18 protein-coding genes are annotated in these 19,193 nt (G+C 37.5%); 11 read left to right on the forward strand and 7 right to left on the reverse strand.

All coding sequences use genetic code 11. From position 1 onward, the window contains the following. Window positions 1-3: 3 nt before the first annotated feature. The 4 genes from ACOMCU_RS13235 to ACOMCU_RS13250 all read right to left on the reverse strand — a co-directional run bounded on the left by ACOMCU_RS13235 (window position 4) and on the right by ACOMCU_RS13250 (window position 3,877). A complete protein-coding gene (locus ACOMCU_RS13235; RefSeq protein ID WP_036131304.1) occupies window positions 4-1,092 on the reverse strand; it encodes a DUF418 domain-containing protein in 1,089 nt (362 codons plus the stop codon). A gap of 5 nt (window positions 1,093-1,097) precedes the next feature. Next, window positions 1,098-1,685: a TetR/AcrR family transcriptional regulator gene (locus tag ACOMCU_RS13240; RefSeq protein WP_010859026.1), complete on the reverse strand. Its 588-nt coding sequence runs from the start codon at window positions 1,683-1,685 to the stop codon at window positions 1,098-1,100. Window positions 1,686-1,917: 232 nt separating this feature from the next. Then, the gene (locus tag ACOMCU_RS13245; protein WP_010859025.1) at window positions 1,918-2,592 is read right to left on the reverse strand and encodes a phosphopantothenoylcysteine decarboxylase; all 675 of its coding nucleotides are present in this window, start codon (window positions 2,590-2,592) and stop codon (window positions 1,918-1,920) included. 409 nt (window positions 2,593-3,001) lie between these two features. Beyond that, the gene (locus tag ACOMCU_RS13250) at window positions 3,002-3,877 is read right to left on the reverse strand and encodes a LysR family transcriptional regulator (protein ID WP_010859024.1); all 876 of its coding nucleotides are present in this window, start codon (window positions 3,875-3,877) and stop codon (window positions 3,002-3,004) included. 134 nt (window positions 3,878-4,011) lie between these two features. Between ACOMCU_RS13250 and ACOMCU_RS13255 the strand changes: the two genes are divergently transcribed. The 4 genes from ACOMCU_RS13255 to ACOMCU_RS13270 all read left to right on the forward strand — a co-directional run bounded on the left by ACOMCU_RS13255 (window position 4,012) and on the right by ACOMCU_RS13270 (window position 8,941). Next, window positions 4,012-4,908: a DMT family transporter gene (locus ACOMCU_RS13255; protein WP_010859023.1), complete on the forward strand. Its 897-nt coding sequence runs from the start codon at window positions 4,012-4,014 to the stop codon at window positions 4,906-4,908. 391 nt (window positions 4,909-5,299) lie between these two features. Further along, window positions 5,300-6,379, forward strand: a complete 1,080-nt coding sequence (locus tag ACOMCU_RS13260; protein ID WP_421050461.1) for a GerAB/ArcD/ProY family transporter — start codon at window positions 5,300-5,302, stop codon at window positions 6,377-6,379. Next, a complete protein-coding gene (locus ACOMCU_RS13265; protein ID WP_421050462.1) occupies window positions 6,366-7,805 on the forward strand; it encodes a spore germination protein in 1,440 nt (479 codons plus the stop codon). The genes ACOMCU_RS13260 and ACOMCU_RS13265 overlap by 14 nt, the downstream gene beginning before the upstream one ends. Before the next feature lie 5 nt (window positions 7,806-7,810). Continuing rightward, the gene (locus ACOMCU_RS13270; protein ID WP_421050463.1) at window positions 7,811-8,941 is read left to right on the forward strand and encodes a Ger(x)C family spore germination protein; all 1,131 of its coding nucleotides are present in this window, start codon (window positions 7,811-7,813) and stop codon (window positions 8,939-8,941) included. Between the two features lie 417 nt (window positions 8,942-9,358). On the opposite strand, the gene ACOMCU_RS13275 is transcribed toward ACOMCU_RS13270, so the two are convergent. Both ACOMCU_RS13275 and ACOMCU_RS13280 read right to left on the reverse strand, forming a co-directional pair. Continuing rightward, window positions 9,359-9,883, reverse strand: a complete 525-nt coding sequence (locus ACOMCU_RS13275) for a general stress protein (RefSeq protein WP_421050464.1) — start codon at window positions 9,881-9,883, stop codon at window positions 9,359-9,361. 135 nt (window positions 9,884-10,018) lie between these two features. Then, a complete protein-coding gene (locus tag ACOMCU_RS13280) occupies window positions 10,019-10,459 on the reverse strand; it encodes a Dps family protein (protein WP_421050465.1) in 441 nt (146 codons plus the stop codon). A 355-nt stretch (window positions 10,460-10,814) separates the two neighbouring features. Between ACOMCU_RS13280 and pepF the strand changes: the two genes are divergently transcribed. Together pepF and ACOMCU_RS13290 are read left to right on the forward strand one after the other, a co-directional pair. Further along, entirely contained in the window at window positions 10,815-12,662 is a 1,848-nt protein-coding gene (gene pepF / locus ACOMCU_RS13285; protein WP_421050466.1) for an oligoendopeptidase F, read from the forward strand. A 381-nt stretch (window positions 12,663-13,043) separates the two neighbouring features. Continuing rightward, window positions 13,044-14,027: an SEC-C domain-containing protein gene (locus ACOMCU_RS13290; RefSeq protein WP_010859016.1), complete on the forward strand. Its 984-nt coding sequence runs from the start codon at window positions 13,044-13,046 to the stop codon at window positions 14,025-14,027. Between the two features lie 308 nt (window positions 14,028-14,335). Here ACOMCU_RS13290 and ACOMCU_RS13295 read toward each other — a convergent pair whose 3' ends face one another. After that, the gene (locus tag ACOMCU_RS13295) at window positions 14,336-14,527 is read right to left on the reverse strand and encodes a zinc-finger domain-containing protein (protein WP_421050515.1); all 192 of its coding nucleotides are present in this window, start codon (window positions 14,525-14,527) and stop codon (window positions 14,336-14,338) included. 184 nt (window positions 14,528-14,711) lie between these two features. On the opposite strand from ACOMCU_RS13295, the gene ACOMCU_RS13300 reads away from it, so the two are divergent. From ACOMCU_RS13300 to ACOMCU_RS13320, 5 genes are all read left to right on the forward strand, one after another. After that, on the forward strand, window positions 14,712-15,104 hold the full coding sequence (locus tag ACOMCU_RS13300; RefSeq protein WP_010859014.1) for a ribonuclease HI family protein: 393 nt from the start codon (window positions 14,712-14,714) through the stop codon (window positions 15,102-15,104). Between the two features lie 345 nt (window positions 15,105-15,449). Further along, entirely contained in the window at window positions 15,450-16,244 is a 795-nt protein-coding gene (locus ACOMCU_RS13305; RefSeq protein ID WP_421050467.1) for a transporter substrate-binding domain-containing protein, read from the forward strand. A gap of 194 nt (window positions 16,245-16,438) precedes the next feature. Then, on the forward strand, window positions 16,439-17,095 hold the full coding sequence (locus tag ACOMCU_RS13310) for an amino acid ABC transporter permease (protein WP_421050468.1): 657 nt from the start codon (window positions 16,439-16,441) through the stop codon (window positions 17,093-17,095). A gap of 11 nt (window positions 17,096-17,106) precedes the next feature. After that, window positions 17,107-17,853: an amino acid ABC transporter ATP-binding protein gene (locus ACOMCU_RS13315; protein WP_010859011.1), complete on the forward strand. Its 747-nt coding sequence runs from the start codon at window positions 17,107-17,109 to the stop codon at window positions 17,851-17,853. A gap of 437 nt (window positions 17,854-18,290) precedes the next feature. Then, the gene (locus ACOMCU_RS13320) at window positions 18,291-18,905 is read left to right on the forward strand and encodes an NlpC/P60 family protein (protein ID WP_010859010.1); all 615 of its coding nucleotides are present in this window, start codon (window positions 18,291-18,293) and stop codon (window positions 18,903-18,905) included. Window positions 18,906-19,193: the final 288 nt, after the last annotated feature.

Raw genomic sequence — 19,193 nt, forward strand, 5'->3', positions numbered from 1 at the left:
CCTCTACTTTGTTACTTTTCTCATTATTATCTCCATGGGGCCTCTATTATATTTTCGTCTCCATAGTACAGAGAATAGCATACTGCCGACGAAAAAAAGACACGAGAATAGTAGGGAAAACGCTATCGTTTGATGCTCAAGTCGGTTTAACACTATTAAAATGCCAATCCCTATAAAGACGTGGCTTACATAATGGGTCAATGTCAGTTGACCTGTATGGATAATGGCACGTATCAGTCCATTTTCAGCAAATTTTTCGGCGATATAAATGGAAACAACAATGACAATAAGTGCCGTTGCAGTATTGGAAACAATGTAAAAGACATTCGGTGGGATTGGCCCTGTTTCAAAGAGAAACCATGCGCTATCCGCATCCAGAACGGACTTAGTTGTTACATTCATCAATACTTTTGACATGACTTCTGTTACTACCGTTATAGCAAGGCCAGCAATCAGCAATTTTTTTCTTATGGTATCTTTCGTTAAATCGAAACGTCCTAAAACTAGCCCTATGAAAAAGAAACAAATCCATGGCAATACAGGGTGATAGCCGTTAAAAAACAAGTTTCTCAAAAACCCTTCTAAAGTCCAAAAATCAAGATATTCCAATAAAAACTGTTGTGGATTCCACCCTGCCATATAATTAAAGATTACTTGAAACGTTTGTGCCGTAACTAACAGCACACTTGTTAACAACAAGATTGTTTTGTTTGAGGACACGATAAAAAATGAGGCAATCAGCATGTATACACCATAATAATGTAAAATATCCCCTGACCAGCCTACAGCATACAAAACCATACCTAACACAAACAGGAAAAGCGATCTTTTCCATAGTGTTTTTCTATTTTGTTGTATAAGGGAAGGGGATTCTGTAGCTCTTGCCTTGGCTGTCATCAACGCGATTCCTATCCCAGCCAATATGACAAATATGGCAGATGCACGTCCTTGGAAGAGGCTTTGAACCCCTATCAACCAAGTAGGGCCATTCCCCTCTGCGCCCGTAATGACACCAAAATTTACAACCAACATACCAAACATCGCTAAGGCTCGAGCAAAATCAAGTCCTTCAATACGTTGACTAGCATGCACCTTCGTCATAGCGGTTGCTCTCTCAATACACTTTCTACAGCTTCTTTCCAAATGCCTTTATAATCTAATTTGCTGCCAGTTAGCATGAAATTCCCAATATTATCGATAACCATCGCCAGCATATGAGCTTTAGTTTCAAGGTTTGTATCGCTTATCGCTTCAATTTGTACAGCATAGCTAAATAAATCGTGATAGCTCTTTAAATAACCAGTTTGAATATCCAGCAGCCTCGCCATATATTTCTCATCCCGTGAAGCTAACAACACGTATTGATTAAAAATTTTATTAAAATGCACATCCGACTCTTGCTCGTCAATTGATTGGTAGCCGATTTCCAACAACTTGTGCTTGAGATTTGTTTTTGTCATATTACTATAGTCAAAAGTGTTGCCTAACGCTATCTCTTTGCATATTTCATCAAATAAATACTCGATTAATTCATCCTTGGATTTAAAGTAATAGTAGATTGCAGGTTTAGATATGCCGACCTCTGACGCAATCATGGACAAACTCGTTTTATCAAATCCTTTTTCCGAAAACATAACGTATGCTGTTTCTATAATTTTTTTACATGTTTCTTCGCGATTACGCATATTATTCCTCCAGAAAGTTTTATTTACCTACCGGTAAGTAAATAATATGGTAAATTATGTTGTAAATCAAGTACTATTTAGATTTTCCCTAAAAATCTATATGAACGCAAAAAACCTGTACAGACTCACTTTCAATCTGCACAGGTTTTTTTGAGGGCATTACCTTAGAAAAATGACAGCGCTGCTAGAGATTCTTTCACGGACGACAAAACTACACTTCGATGATATGGATTTAAATTTTTTGTAAGCATTGCATTAATGCTTTTGCAGTTTCTTCTTTGCCTATCACTTTTATTGGTTGTCCTTCGACTGGTACAATCCAGTGTGGTTCGTCTCCACCGTATAAGGACTGCGAGCTATTCGCTACCATAAACTGTGCATGTGCCGAATCCATACGTAAACGTGCACGTGCCAGTAAGAAATCTACATCATTTGTTGCTTCTAGTTTAAAGCCTACAAGGGTAACATCGGGTTGCCAGTCCTTTATTTGCCCAAGTATTTTTGGCGCTTTTTTAAAGTGGATAATTGGCGGCTCATCAGAAGGCATTTTTCCCGCTTCCTCCATTAAGTTACCTGATTGATCATACACCTTGTCAATCACCCAATCGGAACCAGCTGCTGCCATAATTACGATATCCACTTTTTGCTCTTGGACAGCATGGCGCACCTTATTCCCTAAATCTTCAATTCCTTCAAATTGTACTGTACGCATTTTATCGTGATTTGTCGGAAGTTGCGCGAAATAGCCGTGCATATACAATACATCGGCCCCAGCGGCAAGTGCTGCTTCAGCCAAATAGCACCCCATGCTTCCTTTCGACAAATTCGTATGCCCTCGTACACGATCCCATTTCTCAAGTGTTCCCCCACTTGTAATGAGTACGGTTTTCCCTTGTATTGTCCCCATACACTCACCTTTTCTTATTCGATTACGCCTCGGCGTAATGGTCCCTATCGCGATGCTTTCAGTACAACATACATCTAACACTGACGCTTCGTTGTCACAGATCAACAATTTATCCGCATATTGAATTGGGCTTAGACCTGCACAAAGGCCAATAGGATGTCGGTCATTTCGGTAAAACCATAGGATAAGACGGTTTTACCAATGCGGATAGTTAGCCATACACCTGTCGCATCACATAGGGCAGATAAATTGTCGCATGAGCGCGACAACAGCTAATCCCCTACATGGTCTCCATTCAACAGCAGTGGCTTCCGCCAGAGGCTTTATCTTCATTCAGTAGGCGGGTTGGATGCCTATTGAATAAAGATAAATATACATGTCCTATTTTAACGTAAAAAGACAAAATAACCTATTTGTTATTTTGTTCGTTTAACCAAATGCTTAGAATTTCCGCAAATTTCTTGGTCACTGGTGAAGCATGGCGCTTCATGGCAAGGCCAATGGTACGATAGCCACCTTGCTTCAATGGAATGGCTTTTAATGAAGATGGTAAACGATTAATGACTAATCGCGGTAAAATACTAATGCCTAAATGATGCGAAATCATCGAAAATATACCGACTTCTTCCGACAATTCAAAGCGAATATTCGGCTTCACATGATACTGCTCCAAAATCACCTTGACATCATTTGTACCACGGTATGACGTCATGATAAATGGCATATCCTCAAGTTCCACAATATCAATTTCAGTTCTTTCATAGAGTGGACTTTTATCGGAGACAATACACAAAAGAGGGTCTTGTTGTAGCTCGATAAATTGATATTGCTCAGATTTTTGTCCGTTTAAAAATCCAACGTCTACCTCTCCGCTTAGTAGCCATTGTTCTATTTCATAGTAATCCCCTTCACGAAGTTCCACTTGAATACCAGGAAATTGATTGTCCATAATACGAACGATTTCCGGCATCCAGTTGGAAGAGATACTTGATATCACACCTATACGCACTTTCCCACGCGTAACACCGAGAATATGCGCTGCTTCCTGCTGTAATAATTCTTCTGCGTCCAGTACATGGCGCATAGCACGCAACATGGATTGTCCCTCACTCGTTAAGGTCAAACCTGCGCGACTTCGGTGAATCAGTGCAAAGCCAAATTCCTTCTCTAGGCTAGATATAGCGTGGCTTACGGCTGATTGGGTTAAGCCTAGTGCATCAGCTGCCTTTGTAAAGCTTTCATGTTCTGCTACTTTATTTAAAATCTCATATTTAACTAAACTCATTTGCATTTCCCTCGACATACATGAATTATTTTAATATTAATCATTATAAACATTCGTTTTACTAATCACAACACAAGATATATAGTAAATTTTAGTATAAAACTGTTTTAGTACACAGATTGTAGGTGAGCATAATGAGTAATCAAGGAAAAGCAAATTTATTGATGATAATCGTTACAATGTTTTGGGGATTGTCTTATACGTTTATGGTAATGGGACTTGAAACATTGGCTGTTTATAATGTGGTGGCATTACGCTGTATCATCGCATTTTTAGCAGCAGGAATTATCTTTTATAAACGCATAATAAAGGTCGATTTCAAAACATTAAAATACGCAGCTATCCAAGGCTTTATCTTACTCCTTGTGTTCGCACTTAGTTTATTTGGATTACAAACGACTTCCGTATCAAACGCTGGATTTATTTTAAGCTTAACAGTTGTCTTAGTACCTATTATCAGTAGCTTTATCGACAAAAAATTGCCATCTAGAGCTGTTAGTTTTGCGATTGTTTGTACGATGATTGGCATCACAGTTTTAACTGCCCAAGGTTCGTTTTCATTCCAAAAAGGTGATATTTTAGTGGCGATTGCAGCGTTAGGTTATTCTATTTATTTACTTTTAAACAGCAAGTTTACACGTAGCGTAGAATCGATTTCATACGGAATCTACCAGCTTGGATTTGCGGGTTTATATGCGCTCGTTTTAACACTACTATTGGAAGCGCCAACACTGCCAAAAACAGCTGCTTCATGGATGGCCATTATCGGGCTCGGTATCATCTGTAGTGCCTTCTGTTTCGTAGGTCAAACTGTTGCACAACAGTACACTTCTGCTACACATACAGGTCTCATTTTCTCCTTAGAGCCAATCTTTGCTGCCATGTTTGCAATGATGTTCTTAAGCGAGGGATTGACAGTCAAACTACTGATTGGTGGTAGCTTTATTTTAATCGGTAATTTTGTCGCACAATTTGAACATATGCACCTTTCACGCTTTCTTAAAAAGCAAGCCCAGGAAAAAGTTATATGAAACCGTATCAGACTAGCGACGGAATCGGAGTTACAACCGGCGAACTTCCCTATTCAAGCAGCGATACAGTAAAAACATACACAGCTCGAATAAAAAACCAGAGTGATGACAGCCATCACTCTGGTTTTTCGTATATCCCGTAGATACTTGTTTATACACACTTTAAGGAAATGGCTTTCTCAAAACATTGTTTTAACAACATTTATTTATACAAACCTCCTTAGCCCTTTGATTGAAATTTACATAGAAGGTAATACTATAAAATGAAACTGGTAGTTGAACCATTCGGGCTTTTACGGTCAGTTGATTGACCGCCTCATTAATTTCCATTTGAGGTGGGCGGGCTTACTGACCGTTAATGCGGGACACAGAAATAAGGGGGCTTTTATTGATGATGAACAAAACTATTCAACCATTACATATATATTGCCTATTATTTTTATCCGGTAGTTTCTTGGTACAATTTATGCTAATTCCTACGATATTTTCGGAAGCTGAACGTGAATCTTGGATCAGTGCTCTAATAAGTTTACTGCCTTTCTTTCTGTTGGCCCTCGTTATTTCAAGAATTGCCTCTTCCTTAAATAAAAGGTCTTTACCTCAATTTATATCGGTTCATTACAATAAACCGCTCTACGTAATCGTCATTGCTTCATATGCCGTCTATATCCTTTTATCAACTTTCATAACACTTAAATTTACAATGATTTGGGTTGATGAGAATTTTGCATTTGAGTATCCCTATCTCATCAATGTACTGTTGTTTATTGTCTTGTGCTTCTATGGATCTTTGAAAGGAATAAAGACTATTGCAATTCAATCACTAATTATCGGTACACTTTACATTTTGTTATTTGCACTACTTAATATAGGCAACTCCGTTAACAATGAATACCAGCTCCTGTACCCAATAAATACAGGTAATATTTCTTCAACCCTATTCGGTGTTATATATATGTGTATTGGCATTTTAGAAATCGGCTTTATGTTATTTGTATTAATAGGGCATTCACAAGAAAAACTAAAATTTAAAGGGATTATCGTCATATCGATTGTCTTGCTTTTATTAGCCTTTATTACAATGACCTCTACTATTGCTGAATTTGGGATTTTTATAGCAAAAAAAATGACTTTCCCAGTGAACGAACAATGGAAAGTTTTGTCATTCGGTAAATATCTAACGAGGTTGGATTCATTATCCGTATTTCACATATTGTCGATCTCATTTATTCGAGTCAGTTTGTTTATGTATATATTATCTTCATTTATGAAAAAAAATCGAAATCGTTTACTCTCCATTTTATATCTTTGCTTAACATTAGGATTACTAATTCCTTGGTCCGTCTCTAGTTTTATTTTTTTTGTAAATAGGGTCTATCTTCCCTCAATATTCGTATTTTTATTCATTTTTATTATTGCTACCTATATATTATTGAGCCTGAAAAGGGGGAAACAATTTGAACAAACATAGGAATAGGGAGCGTTTGCAGCAAGCTTTAAGTAAGCAAACGGATATAAGAATCAGCCATAAGCATTATTGGTTTCATGATGAAAACCAAGAAATCATTTTTTTTTACTGTCCAAGTTTAATTGATAGCGACCTTTATTTTAATACGTTATTACCGAGTGTTAGACGACTTGCTGAACAAGGACATATGAATGATATAAAAATAATAAATCGCTATTTAGAGGTTGAAGAGTTACATGATTATTTGCAAAAACTTGAGGACATAAACAGTGGCATTTTTTCTGGATTCATCTATATCTATCACTGCCAATCAGATACGTTATATTCAATCAAATTAGCGAAACTTCCTGAACGTGCCATTGATGAATCCAATATGGAAGTTTCACTAAGGGGACCTCGTGATGGCTTTGTAGAAAATATAGATACGAACCTTTCATTGCTACGAATGAGATTAAAAAGTAATCATTTATGCAGTAAGAGCTATTTAATTGGGACTACTAGTAAGACAAGGGTTTTACTTCTTTATCTAGATAATCTTATAAAACCGGATATTTTAGAAAATGTACAAAACAAGTTAGATGTGATCGATGTAGATGTGATTGCCAGTAGCTATCATATAGAGGAATTACTTTATGATAAAACATCGGCACTATTCCCACTGATCGATTATACCGGAAGACCCGATTTTGTCGTCAATTCACTGAATCAAGGCCGTTTCGCCATACTGGTTGATGGCAGCCCAAGTTGTCTGATTGGGCCGGTTAATTTATTACTTCTTTTAAAGGCGCCTGAAGATGATCAATCCAGTTTCATTTACGGAAGCTTCTCCCGCATTTTAAGAATACTTTCTTTATTTACCAGTATCTTTTTACCAGGGTTTTGGATTGCCTTGACTGTTCATCAGCTGAACCAACTCCCCTTCCCATTATTAGCATCGATATCTACATCTAAAATTGGTTTACCTGTGTCCTCTTCTATCGAAATTTTTATCATGCTAATCTTTTTCGACCTTTTTAGAGAGGCAGGGGTACGCTTACCTAAAACGGTTGGTCAAACTGTCGCTGTTTTAGGAGGATTAATCGTTGGGGATGCTGCAATAAGAGCTGGTTTTACTTCCCCGTCTACATTAGTAGTAGGCGCACTTACTGTCATTTCTAGTTATACATTAATTAATCAAAATATATTGGGAAATGTGTTTTTATTGAGAATTGTCACGTTAATCATATCTTCTTTTTTTGGGATGTATGGCTTTTTTGTCTGTGTATTATTTTTACTAACATATATTTCCTCATTGGAAAGCTTTGGACGCCCTTACCTTTCCACACTGTATAAAGTTAATTTTCCAGATATGATGAAAGGTTTCTTGAAAATGCCGTTCAAATTTAAGTCGAAAGACCGTATGTATAATGCTCACCGAGAAAAGGAGTGAATTTAATGGCTCGTTATAAAGTGATACTGCAAGTAATCATTTTATGTCATTTATCATGGCTATTAATAGGCTGCTCAGGAATAAAAGAAATTCAAAGTGAAATTTATGTTACGGCTTTAGGTATTGATTTTTCTGACAATAAATATCATTTATATTTTCAAGCAGTTGGTTTTAATAATATCACTGGCTCGGAACCAGACATCGGGAAAGAACCTGCTCCAATTGTTATTGGACATGGAGAAGGTGACACAATCCAAGAGGCGATCGATGATATTGAAAAGCATTCAGTTAACCCCCTCTATTATGGGCATATACAAGCTATATTTATTTCCAAAAACATGTTAGATGGACAACTGGATGATTTTTTAGATTATTTTAGTAGAGACTATTATTTGCGTTACAATACGTTAATTTATGCGTATGAACGTAATATTAAGGAAATAATGAACGTACGAGGGTTATTTTATAAACCGCCAAACTTAACATTTACTTATGATCCAAAAGAACAATTGTTTTTTAATACATTTTTTCCGACAGTCACCGTACAAAACATCATAAAAAGATTTTATGAGCCAATTGGTTCGTTAATGATTCCCTCAATAGATGTAACAGATGATTATTGGGATGAAGATAACGACGCAAAAAAAATATTAACCATTGGTGGCGCATATTTTCTTTCAAATAAAAAATTAACAGGGTGGCTACAAGAGGAGGAGCTTGCAGGACTAGATTGGTTTAATAAAGAATTTAAAAACATGAAGCTGGCCATTAAAGATAAATCTGTTTCGATGTCTATCGATAATATAAAGCATACAATTAAAATAGTAGATGGGAAAGCGCCGAAATATGATGTCGAGTTAGATGTTAAAGCATCCATTACAGAAAATCCAAAAAATCTTGATAGAAAACAAATTGCGCAAGAAACCGAGGCCATCATATCATCTCAAATCCAACAAACATTTAATAAAGGACTAGAAATTAATGCCGATGTTTTCAATCTTTCAGAAAAAGCTTATCGATTCAAATCCAATACATGGACGAAAGAGGAAATAAAAGACCTAACGAATACTTCTATTCATCAAATCACCGTCAACGTTTTTGTGAAAGATGGGGGAGCTGTAAAAATTAAGAAATAGTCTATTTGTGTGGTATTGAGTGAGTAATAAGTGTTTCGAAAACAATGAAGTCATTGTGTGACAAAAGGTAATCAAGAAGGTTCATTCTCGATGCCTTTTGTCATTTTTTCTTTCTTTTTTAGTCCATCGCATGCCATGCTTTTGCATCGGAAAAGTACGGGCCTGTTTAAGCTTCGATTCACAATGCTACAGAATATCCTGTAAAGTAGTGAAAAGCCTCAAATCCGATTCACACGGTCAACCTGCCTAACCCTTCCATTGCATTAGACACAAGAGCAATCCATCTTTCCATCGCACTTCTTCCCTTTTCACATTATAAAAGCCTTCCACAGATGAATATGGAAGGCAAAATCCGGTCTTAACCTAAGTTTCTAAGTAATCGGTGAGAGGTAAATCCCCACCGATTACTGTTTTATTTTATAGATATCTTCTTATTTGTTCGGCGTCACTCATGCGTTCCTCAGCTTTTAAGCGTTCTTCACGTTGCTCGGATGTCTCCACATTGCCAACTGTATCATTAAATGGTCCTGGAGCTGTTACGTGTGGATCCAGCGGGTCATGACGATAGCGATTTTCTTCATCATCAGATGCCGTTATCAGTGGCTCACTTGTATCATCACGTTCAGCAAATAAGACAATGGCTCCTTGTTCGACAAGCTGCGAATAATAGGCTGTTTGTCCTTCTGATAAATCAAAACGTTTTAACCCTTCTGTCACAGCAGACTCACCAGTAAACCATGATTTAAACTGGTCTACCCAATTCCCTGCTGCATGCGTTGTAACATCCGGATCCCATTTGACATCCTCTAATTGGCTTTGATTCTTTGCAATAATATGAATATCTTCTGTATGATATCCAGCTAATCGCATACTTTCTAAAATGTGCAGCATTTCGTCTTTTGTATGTGCCACCTCAATTTGTGGGTTTTGTTCATTCATCATGTTCAATTCCTCCTATTTTGTATGGCTTACTATGTTTTTACCCAGCTCGTGGGATACGAAACGCCTTTTACATCTTTTTCATCATACTGTAATATTTGTAATATTTAATTTCACTTTGTCCTATTAGTTCATGATTTAGTTGCCAAGAAATGCTTTTAACATCCATGTATGTTTTTCAAGCGATTGATACATTGCATTGAGTAAATCCTCTGTACGGTCGTCCCCATCTTCTGCTGCTAGCGCCATTGTTGAATTTAATGCTTTAATTAACTTTTGGAAATCAGAGATCGTTGTTTCCACCATTTCCTCAGTCGTTTCCTTCCCTGTGGCTTCCTCTATATAAGATAGCTCCAGATGTTCCTTTAATGTAGCAACGGGCTTACCATCTTTCGACAAAATACGCTCTGCAATTTCATCTAAATTTAACGTGGTTTCATTATATAATTCTTCAAATTTTGCATGGAGTGTAAAGAAGGCGTTGCCCGTTACATACCAATGGTAGTTATGCAACTTTGTATAAAGTACCGAGTATGTTGCTACAAGCTTATTCAATTGCTTATTTAAGTTTTGTGTCATATTTTCTCCTCCAATTATCATAGTTCTAGCCTTTAGTATGCGTTGCATTGTGCATTGGCTATACACTCATTTTTCCCTACTATCATAATTTAAAACATAAACAATGATGTACATTGGCAAATCATTATTTTTGTGCTTAAACCATAACAAAAAGAGAACCTCGTAAAATGGTAGTTACTACACGAACATAGTACGAAGCTCTCTTTTTTCACATGACTTCAAAGGGATGTATTCATGACCCCAATGAGTTTTGTTCATCAACTAGCAAAATATTAAAACTATTCGCTCTAATTATTTCACTTTCCGAAATAGTTTCGTTATAATGAAATCACTTACAATAAAGGGGTGTTCACACATGGAGGTTTTACCATTACGCAAAGATGTTCCACTAGAAGAAACTTGGAATTTACAAGATTTACTTGAGAATGACGCAGATTTTGAACCTACTTTAGCGCAATTAGTGGAGGAAGCGGTAAATTTTGAACGTACGTATCAAGGCACCATTACAGATGCACAAAAAGTGATTGATGTTCTAACAGCTTTTGAAACATTGCAAGTAAAATTCGTCCCGATTGGCGCTTACGCTAGTTTAAACATTCAGGCTGATCGCACGGATGATGCGGCGCAAATGCGTGCTGCGAAATTCAGTACAGCTGTCGGAAAAATTAGTAGTGCGCTATCATTTGTGCGTAGTGAATTATTAGCATTAGATGAAACCATTTTAGAGGAAGCTGCTGCGTTGAGCCCACTTTATAAGCATTATTTAAAAGAATTATTAAAAAAGAAGCCTCACCAATTGCACCCTGAAGTGGAAAAGGCACTTGCGGCACTTAGCTCCACTTTTGATGCTCCCTATGAAATCTATAACACAACAAAGCTTGTCGATATGAATTTCGGTGATTTCGAGGTAAATGGAACAAAACACCCTCTCAGCTTTGTATTATTTGAAAATGATTGGGAGCTTGAAGTAAATACAAATGTGCGTCGGGCAGCATTTGATGCATTTTCTAGCAAGCTACGTGATTATCAGCATACAACAGCGCAAGTATATAACACACATATTCAACAAGAAAAAACAATAGCTAATTTACGAGGTTTTGACTCTGTGATTGACTATCTATTATTTGATCAAGAAGTAGATCGTTCACTCTATAATCGCCAAATTGACCTTATCACACAAGAGCTTGCACCGCATATGCGTCGTTATGCGAAGCTGATTCAGCAAGCAAATGATTTAGAAAAAATGACATTTGCTGATTTAAAAATCGCGCTCGATGCAAGCTATGATCCAAAGTTAACAATGGCTGAGGCGAAAGATTATGTCGAAAAATCCCTGGCAGTCATGGGTGAGGATTATCAAAATATGCTTGAACGAGCATTTAACGAGCGTTGGATTGACTTTGCGCCAAACAAAGGCAAATCAACTGGCGCGTTCTGCTCCAGTCCATACGGCAGTCATCCATACATTCTCATATCATGGAATGCGCGCATGAATGAGGTGTTTACCCTCACACATGAGCTTGGCCATGCAGGACATTTTGTGAATGCACATGGACATCAATCGTATTTCAATAGTCGCCCTTCTCTTTACTTTATCGAGGCGCCATCCACAATGAATGAAATGCTATTGGCAAATTATTTATTAACACATAATGATGACCTTCGTTTCAAACGTTGGGTCATTTCAAATATCGTATCAAAAACGTATTATCATAACTTCGTAACACATTTACTAGAAGCTGCTTATCAGCGCAAGGTCTATGAATTAGTGGACGCTGGCGAATCTGTCAATGCGACTGTTTTAAATAAATTAAAACGCACGGTCCTTGAAGATTTCTGGGGCGATACAGTAGACATTTCTGAAGGTGCAGAGCTAACTTGGATGCGTCAGCCTCACTACTACATGGGCTTATACCCATATACTTATAGCGCAGGTTTAACAATTTCAACACAAGTATCGCAGCGTATTTTAAAAGAAGGCAGCCCCGCTGTCGATGAGTGGTTACAGGTTCTCCAAGCTGGTGGTACAAAATCACCTGTAGAGCTAGCGCAAATGGCAGGTGTTGATGTGACAACAGATCAACCGCTTCGAGAAACGATTGCCTATATCGGGCATCTGATCGATGAACTTGAACGACTAACAAAGGAAATTGAAGCTTCAAGTGAAACTTTAATCGGTGGAGGTTTTCTTCGTCCCCAATGATTGTTAGTTAAACAATCGGGCTTTTAGTGAAACTTCTAACCGTGGGGATGGTATCTTCTCCAGCGTGACATGCAGCCTACTGTTGTAGGCTGCTTTTTTATTTCTATCCGTCACTTTACCTGTTCTTTCCGTCACTCTACCTGTTCTATCCGTCACTCTGCCCGTTGAATCAATTAGCGTTAATGCGTAGATGGTTTTCTTTTTTTAGTTCTAAGCGAGAATATACGTACATATACTAGAATCAGGGCGTCCCTCTACACTTTTTCGATATTTCAAAATAGATAATTATTTTCATTCGTACAAAAGTACCGTTATTATTAAGTGTACGCAATTTATTTAGCAAAATTCGACTAACAATTTTCAAAGGAAGTGTTTCTAATTATGGTAAAACGTAATGATCCATGCCCATGCGGTAGCGGCAAAAAATATAAAAAATGCTGTGAAGGTAAACAGCAAGTAACAGTAGAAACTGTAGCAATTGAAGAATTAGAGCGTGTACTACAAACATTCTATTTAGAGTACCCAGAACGCAAAGATGTCCGTGCCTATATCGAGCACGTGGGCACATGGCAGCCTAAATTAGAGAGCGTACTACAGCGTGAGCTTATTGAGGCTATCGCGTTGGACGACTTCTTCTTCCATCAAGAGCCATCTATCTGGAAAAGTTATTTAAAGAAAACGAAGAAAAAGACGGTTCGACCTTCTACTTTAAAAGTATTAGAAGGTTGGTCACAACCTACACTATTTATTGGTACCGTGTCAGTTGTAGAGGAGAATTATTTTAAAGCTTCACATGTGTTGTCAGAGCAAGAAATCTTTATCCGTCGCGAAAACGACAAGCCAATTCCTGAGGGCATGCATGTATTTGCATTCATCCTACCCGATGGCACGAAAAAAGAAACACATTACTTAGCTGTTTCAACACTTATTTTCTTCCCTCTAGACCATGAAAAGGTATTTGTACAATTGAAGAAAAATTTCGAGGCTTCTGGGAAAAAAGTGGAGGCTTTCTTAAAAGAGGATCATTTATCATTCTGGGAGCTGCTTGTGTCTAACGGCTACAAAGGCGAAGAATTTACTAGCTTTGAAAACGGTGTCCTTGCACAAGTTAAAGATTTCCTTGAGAAAAATGAACGCGATACAGAACCGATGTTAGAGCTATTAGAAGATTATTTAATTGAAGGACAACCTTCTGCACGTAAAGAAGCGGCTATCGCTGCGGGGGCGATTCGTTATGGTCAAGAAAAAGAGCTTTTCGAATCGTTATCAATGACGGTGAAAGAAATTGCTGCAACATTTGATATTTCAGCAACTTCTTTGACAAAGTACTATCAAGACCTAAGTAATTACGTAGCGACTAAATAAAATAGATTTATTTGCGCGCCGCACGTTCAGGTTCCGACCTTGAACGTGCGGCTTTATTATGGTATCCCTATCAACGACCATCATTGAAACAACCTTGTGGATGTTGCACTTCACTATGCATACAATAAAAAAAGCTACTATTGCCATCTGCATAGCAGATAACAAAGTAACTTTTTCTATGGTAACCAACCAATATTATTATTTCCGAACATACTATTATTTATGCACGCGAAAGCTCAAATATGATTATTTTTATGCAAAAAAGTAATTTTAATCGAGTTGTGGTTTTTCGACGTCAGGTAATCACTCTATTTACTATATACTTTTAATAGTTCTTCCCCCAAAAATTGCATTCGCTCCCCTACCGTACAAGCTTCAATACAGAAGCGATGAGCTCCCGTTTTACCACGTTCTCTACGCAGTTGCTTAATGACTAAGCAATCAGCACAATACATATCATGCAGTTCATCAATATCTTTCATAACCGTCACTTTATCCATCAAGAACGTTCACCCCTTTCACGTCCAAATTTCACTTCTTACTATTATGAAGTGAACATTTTGTACAAGCAACTATTTTGTTCACCCTTAATTAACAGAAATTGTTATGATGGTATTGAAGGTTGTTTAACAGCTCCTTTGCTGTACAATTATCATTGAATCTAATCGAAAAGTAGGGATTTATATGTTAGAAGTCTATATAGATGCAGCTAGTGCAGGTAATCCTGGGCCAAGCGGTATTGGCATTTTCATTAAAGGCGAGGGTCATCATGTCCAAATAAGTGAGTATATTGGTCATACGAATAATCATATTGCTGAATTTACCGCCTTAGTTCGTGGCCTAAAAGAAGCACAAAAGCTTGGTACAACCCTTGTCTCCGTACGCTCCGATTCTAAAATTGTTGTTGCCTCTATGGAAAAAGAATATGTAAAAAATGAAGAATTTAAACCTTATCTTGAACAGGCTTTATCACTTGCTGGTAGCTTCGATTTATTTTTCATCAAGTGGGTACCTGATTCACAAAATAAAGCGGCTGATGCGCTCGCACGTGCGGCCATTCAACACGAAAAGAACTAAAGCGCTGACAACATGATCAAGCGCTTTTTTCAATGCTCCGTTTTTCAGCCTCACTCATCCTTTCACTGACATCTGTCAATAATAAGAGAACTAAAAAATTTTAAGATTCTAGCGGCAACAGCTACGAATTTCTGGCACTCTTTACATCGTGAGCTTTGATAGTCTCCCAACAACAATGGCGCGAAATAGTTCAAAAATATATAGTTAAATTTCGAATTATACCCCATGGATATTGACAACTTTATACTACGGTGATATCCTTTAACACATTAGTAATTTAGTAAGAGAAAGCGCAAAACTATTATTTGCTAGTATTACATTTAATATGCGAGGGGAAATTTGACAATGAAGCGTATTTTCACATTACTTATCATGCTTACTGCCGTGCTAGCTTTGGCCGCATGTGGCACTTCAGATGAAAAATCAACAGGTGGTTCTAGTGACGCAGAAAAAGAAAAAATTATTATTGGTATCGATGATAAATTCGCTCCAATGGGCTTCCGTGATGATAAAAATGAAATTGTTGGTTTCGATATCGACTTAGCACGTGCAGCAGCTGAACATATGGGGATGGAAGCACAATTCCAACCAATTGATTGGAAAACAAAAGAATCAGAATTAATGAGTGGTCGTATCGACTTAATTTGGAATGGCTATACAATTACAGATGAGCGTAAAGAAAAAGTATTATTTACAAAGCCATATCTAGAAAACTCGCAAGTAGTGTTAACAAAAAAAGATTCATCGATTAAAGAACTTAGTGATTTAGCAGGTACAGAGGTTGGTATTCAAGCCCTTTCTTCTGCAGCGGATGCCTTAAACAGCAATCCAATTCACAAAGAAATTAAAAAAATTACAGAATTTGCAGATAACGTTTTAGCTTTAACAGATTTAAAAACAGGTCGAGTAGATGCAGTCATCATTGATGCGGTTGTCGCAGAATATTACATGACGCAAGAACCTGATACATTCAAATTATTAGAAGAATCTCTTGCACCAGAACAATATGGTATTGGTGTAAAACCAGGAAATGAAGCATTGTTAGAAAAGCTGCAAGCCGCATTAGATAAAATGAATGAAGATGGCACAGCTGCTGAAATCTCTACAAAATGGTTTGGTGAAGATAAGGTTTTAAAATAAAGTGAAACGTATAATTGGGTGGGGATTCTTTTTATCGCCCCTCGATTATTAGTTGAACCAATCAGGTACTTATGGGTGCTTGACCTTCATTTTCAAGTGGGCGTCTTAGCAACCGTAATTACGGGATAATTGAATGATATTTATGGCTAAGAGTTTCCTTGTGAAACTCTTATCTTTTTGGAGGGAAAATATTTATGGCGGACTACTGGCAAACAATGATTTTGCCGATGCTTGAAGGAGCAAAAATGACGGTATTGCTGTTCATTATTGCGATTCTCGTATCGATTCCATTCGGCTTCTTGCTGACATTAGCTGTAAAAAGTCGGATTAAACCGCTATCTTGGCTTGCACATACGTATATTTATGTGATGCGTGGTACGCCACTTCTACTACAGCTTTTATTAATATGTTTTGGTTTGCCGATGATACCCGTAATAGGCGAGTATTTAGTAATTGACCGCTTTGCCGCTGCTTGTCTTGGCTTTATATTAAATTACGCAGCGTACTTTGCGGAAATTTTCAGAGGTGGCTTACTTGCTATTGATAAAGGTCAGTACGAGGCAGCACAAATATTAGGATTGTCTAAATGGCAAACAACGACACGTATTATTTTGCCACAAATGTTTCGTGTAGCGTTACCGGCCTTATCCAATGAGTCGGTTACATTAATTAAAGACACAGCACTGCTATACGCTGTGGCTGTACCAGAGCTACTTCACTTTGCACAAACAGCAGTAAATCGTGACTTCACAATTGTACCGTACTTTATTGCTGGCGCTATTTACTTAGTCATGACGCTAGTGTTAACTGTATTATTTAAGTGGCTTGAAAAACGTTTTAAATTTGAATAGAGGTGACATGTATGGCACTTATTGAAATATCGAATTTGAAGAAATCATTCGGTGAGCTGGAAGTACTAAAACAAATTACATTTGACATTGAGAAAAATGATGTCGTTGCAGTTATTGGTCCATCTGGCTCTGGTAAAAGCACAATGCTTCGAAGCTTAGTTCATTTAGAAGAGATTAATGGTGGAAGCATTCGTGTGGACGGCGATTATTTAGTTCAAGATGGAAACTATGCAAAACCGCAGGACATAAAAAAAATTACTGCCAAAATGGGCATGGTATTTCAACACTTTAACTTATTTCCACATTTAACTGTGCAGCAAAACCTTGAGATTGCACCGGGTTTGCTGAAAACAGAGTCTTCGGATGCCATTGCACGACGCTGTCAGGATTTACTACAAAAAATTGGACTAGCCGAGAAAGCGAAAGCCTATCCTGCTAAACTTTCTGGCGGACAAAAGCAACGTGTAGCCATTGCACGTGCATTGATGATGAATCCTCAGATTTTATTATTCGATGAACCGACCTCAGCGCTCGATCCAGAGTTGACAGGTGAAGTATTGAAAGTCATGAAGGATTTAGCCGAGGAACATATGACAATGATCGTCGTAACGCATGAAATGGGCTTTGCGCGCGAAGTAGCAAACAAGGTGGTATTTATGGATGGTGGCGACATTATCGAAGCAAATCATCCTGAAGAATTCTTTACGAATCCGCAAAACGATCGGACAAAAGCTTTCTTACAAAAGAACTTAAAATAACAAGACAGGGCTGTCAAACAACAACGCCCGTCTTCCTATATGGTAAAAATCCGCTTCGCTTTCTGCAGGGGCAAGGCATGAGTTGCAGGAGTCTACGCGGATTTTTACTTTTATATCAAAAAAATAGCCTATATATTGTCTTTACTATAGAACAGCCTCGTATTCGTTTTAGGTTAGACAATACATATTACTTAGCAAACATCTCCCACTATTAATACGATGGCTGGGCTAATTTCACGTTTCCCCTTCCATCCATTCCAAACACAGCCTTAAAAAAAACGGATGAAGCCTCAGCATAATACCCCACCTATTATTATTTCACTACAATTGAAATGTATCTTTAATGTTATTTTGTTGACATGTAACTGTAATATTACAATGTTAATATCATTTATATACCAAGTTATAAGCTTTAAAGTTATAGGAGGATACATATTTTGACAAAGATTAAAAAGTTTAAATGGGGCATGAAAATAGCTGCATTAGCATTAAGTTCATCTGTACTTTTTTCAACTTTTGAGACAGCGTCAGCTGCAACTTATACAGTAAAATCTGGTGATTCTTTATGGAAAATTGCCAATCAACACGGAGTTTCTTATCAAACATTAATGAGCTGGAATAACTTATCTTCTTCAAACATTTTTGTTGGACAAAAGTTAAACCTCAATACTACGCTACCTTCTACACCTAATACACCAACTAACCTAGTACAAATTGCGAAACAACAACTAGGTGTAAAATACGCATTTGGTGGAACGAAACCGAGCACAGGTTTTGATTGCTCAGGCTATATCACTTACGTTTATAATAACGCAGGTATTTCGACTCCTCGCAAAACAGCAGCAGGTTTTTACAATTCAGCAAAAAAAGTAAGTACACCAAAAGTAGGTGATTTAGTATTTTTCGCTAATACATATAAGCCAGGTATCTCACATGCAGGCATTTATATTGGCAATAATCAAATGATTAATGCCAGCAATAGTGGCGTTACCATCGCTAACATCAATAGCACCTATTGGAAGCAGTATTTTGTGGGGTACGGTCGTTTATAGTAAACTGTCAGACAGAAAATAACTCGGAAGAAATCGAGTTTGTTTTCTGTCTTTTTTCACTATAAATCTACCATCCACTACGGCGGAACTTTCGGCGGGTTGAGTGGTTCAGAGCTACTGTATGTTTGTCACTTTAATGCTAACTCCTGGTAACTCGGCTGCGAGGTGATGTCATGGTGATGACTTGAGCGATAATCTCGTGGGCAGTTTAAACTTTGAAATGATTAATCTGCACATCAAGAAAAAACTCAACGGAAAAAAATCCCCGTTAAGTATGGAAATGATATT

Origin of the sequence: Lysinibacillus sp. UGB7 (genome assembly GCF_049058285.1) — a bacterium.
Classification (GTDB): domain Bacteria; phylum Bacillota; class Bacilli; order Bacillales_A; family Planococcaceae; genus Lysinibacillus; species Lysinibacillus sphaericus_B.

Coding starts and splice junctions, on each gene's coding strand:
- ACOMCU_RS13275 (WP_421050464.1), bottom strand. CDS start 9,883: ATGATGAATGAACAAAACCCACAAATTGAGGTGGCACATACAAAAGAC.
- ACOMCU_RS13280 (WP_421050465.1), bottom strand. CDS start 10,459: ATGACACAAAACTTAAATAAGCAATTGAATAAGCTTGTAGCAACATAC.
- ACOMCU_RS13305 (WP_421050467.1), top strand. CDS start 15,450: ATGAAGCGTATTTTCACATTACTTATCATGCTTACTGCCGTGCTAGCT.
- ACOMCU_RS13310 (WP_421050468.1), top strand. CDS start 16,439: ATGGCGGACTACTGGCAAACAATGATTTTGCCGATGCTTGAAGGAGCA.
- ACOMCU_RS13255 (WP_010859023.1), top strand. CDS start 4,012: ATGAGTAATCAAGGAAAAGCAAATTTATTGATGATAATCGTTACAATG.
- ACOMCU_RS13250 (WP_010859024.1), bottom strand. CDS start 3,877: ATGAGTTTAGTTAAATATGAGATTTTAAATAAAGTAGCAGAACATGAA.
- ACOMCU_RS13270 (WP_421050463.1), top strand. CDS start 7,811: ATGGCTCGTTATAAAGTGATACTGCAAGTAATCATTTTATGTCATTTA.
- ACOMCU_RS13240 (WP_010859026.1), bottom strand. CDS start 1,685: ATGCGTAATCGCGAAGAAACATGTAAAAAAATTATAGAAACAGCATAC.
- ACOMCU_RS13295 (WP_421050515.1), bottom strand. CDS start 14,527: ATGGATAAAGTGACGGTTATGAAAGATATTGATGAACTGCATGATATG.
- ACOMCU_RS13315 (WP_010859011.1), top strand. CDS start 17,107: ATGGCACTTATTGAAATATCGAATTTGAAGAAATCATTCGGTGAGCTG.
- ACOMCU_RS13245 (WP_010859025.1), bottom strand. CDS start 2,592: ATGGGGACAATACAAGGGAAAACCGTACTCATTACAAGTGGGGGAACA.
- pepF (WP_421050466.1), top strand. CDS start 10,815: ATGGAGGTTTTACCATTACGCAAAGATGTTCCACTAGAAGAAACTTGG.
- ACOMCU_RS13290 (WP_010859016.1), top strand. CDS start 13,044: ATGGTAAAACGTAATGATCCATGCCCATGCGGTAGCGGCAAAAAATAT.
- ACOMCU_RS13260 (WP_421050461.1), top strand. CDS start 5,300: ATGATGAACAAAACTATTCAACCATTACATATATATTGCCTATTATTT.
- ACOMCU_RS13300 (WP_010859014.1), top strand. CDS start 14,712: ATGTTAGAAGTCTATATAGATGCAGCTAGTGCAGGTAATCCTGGGCCA.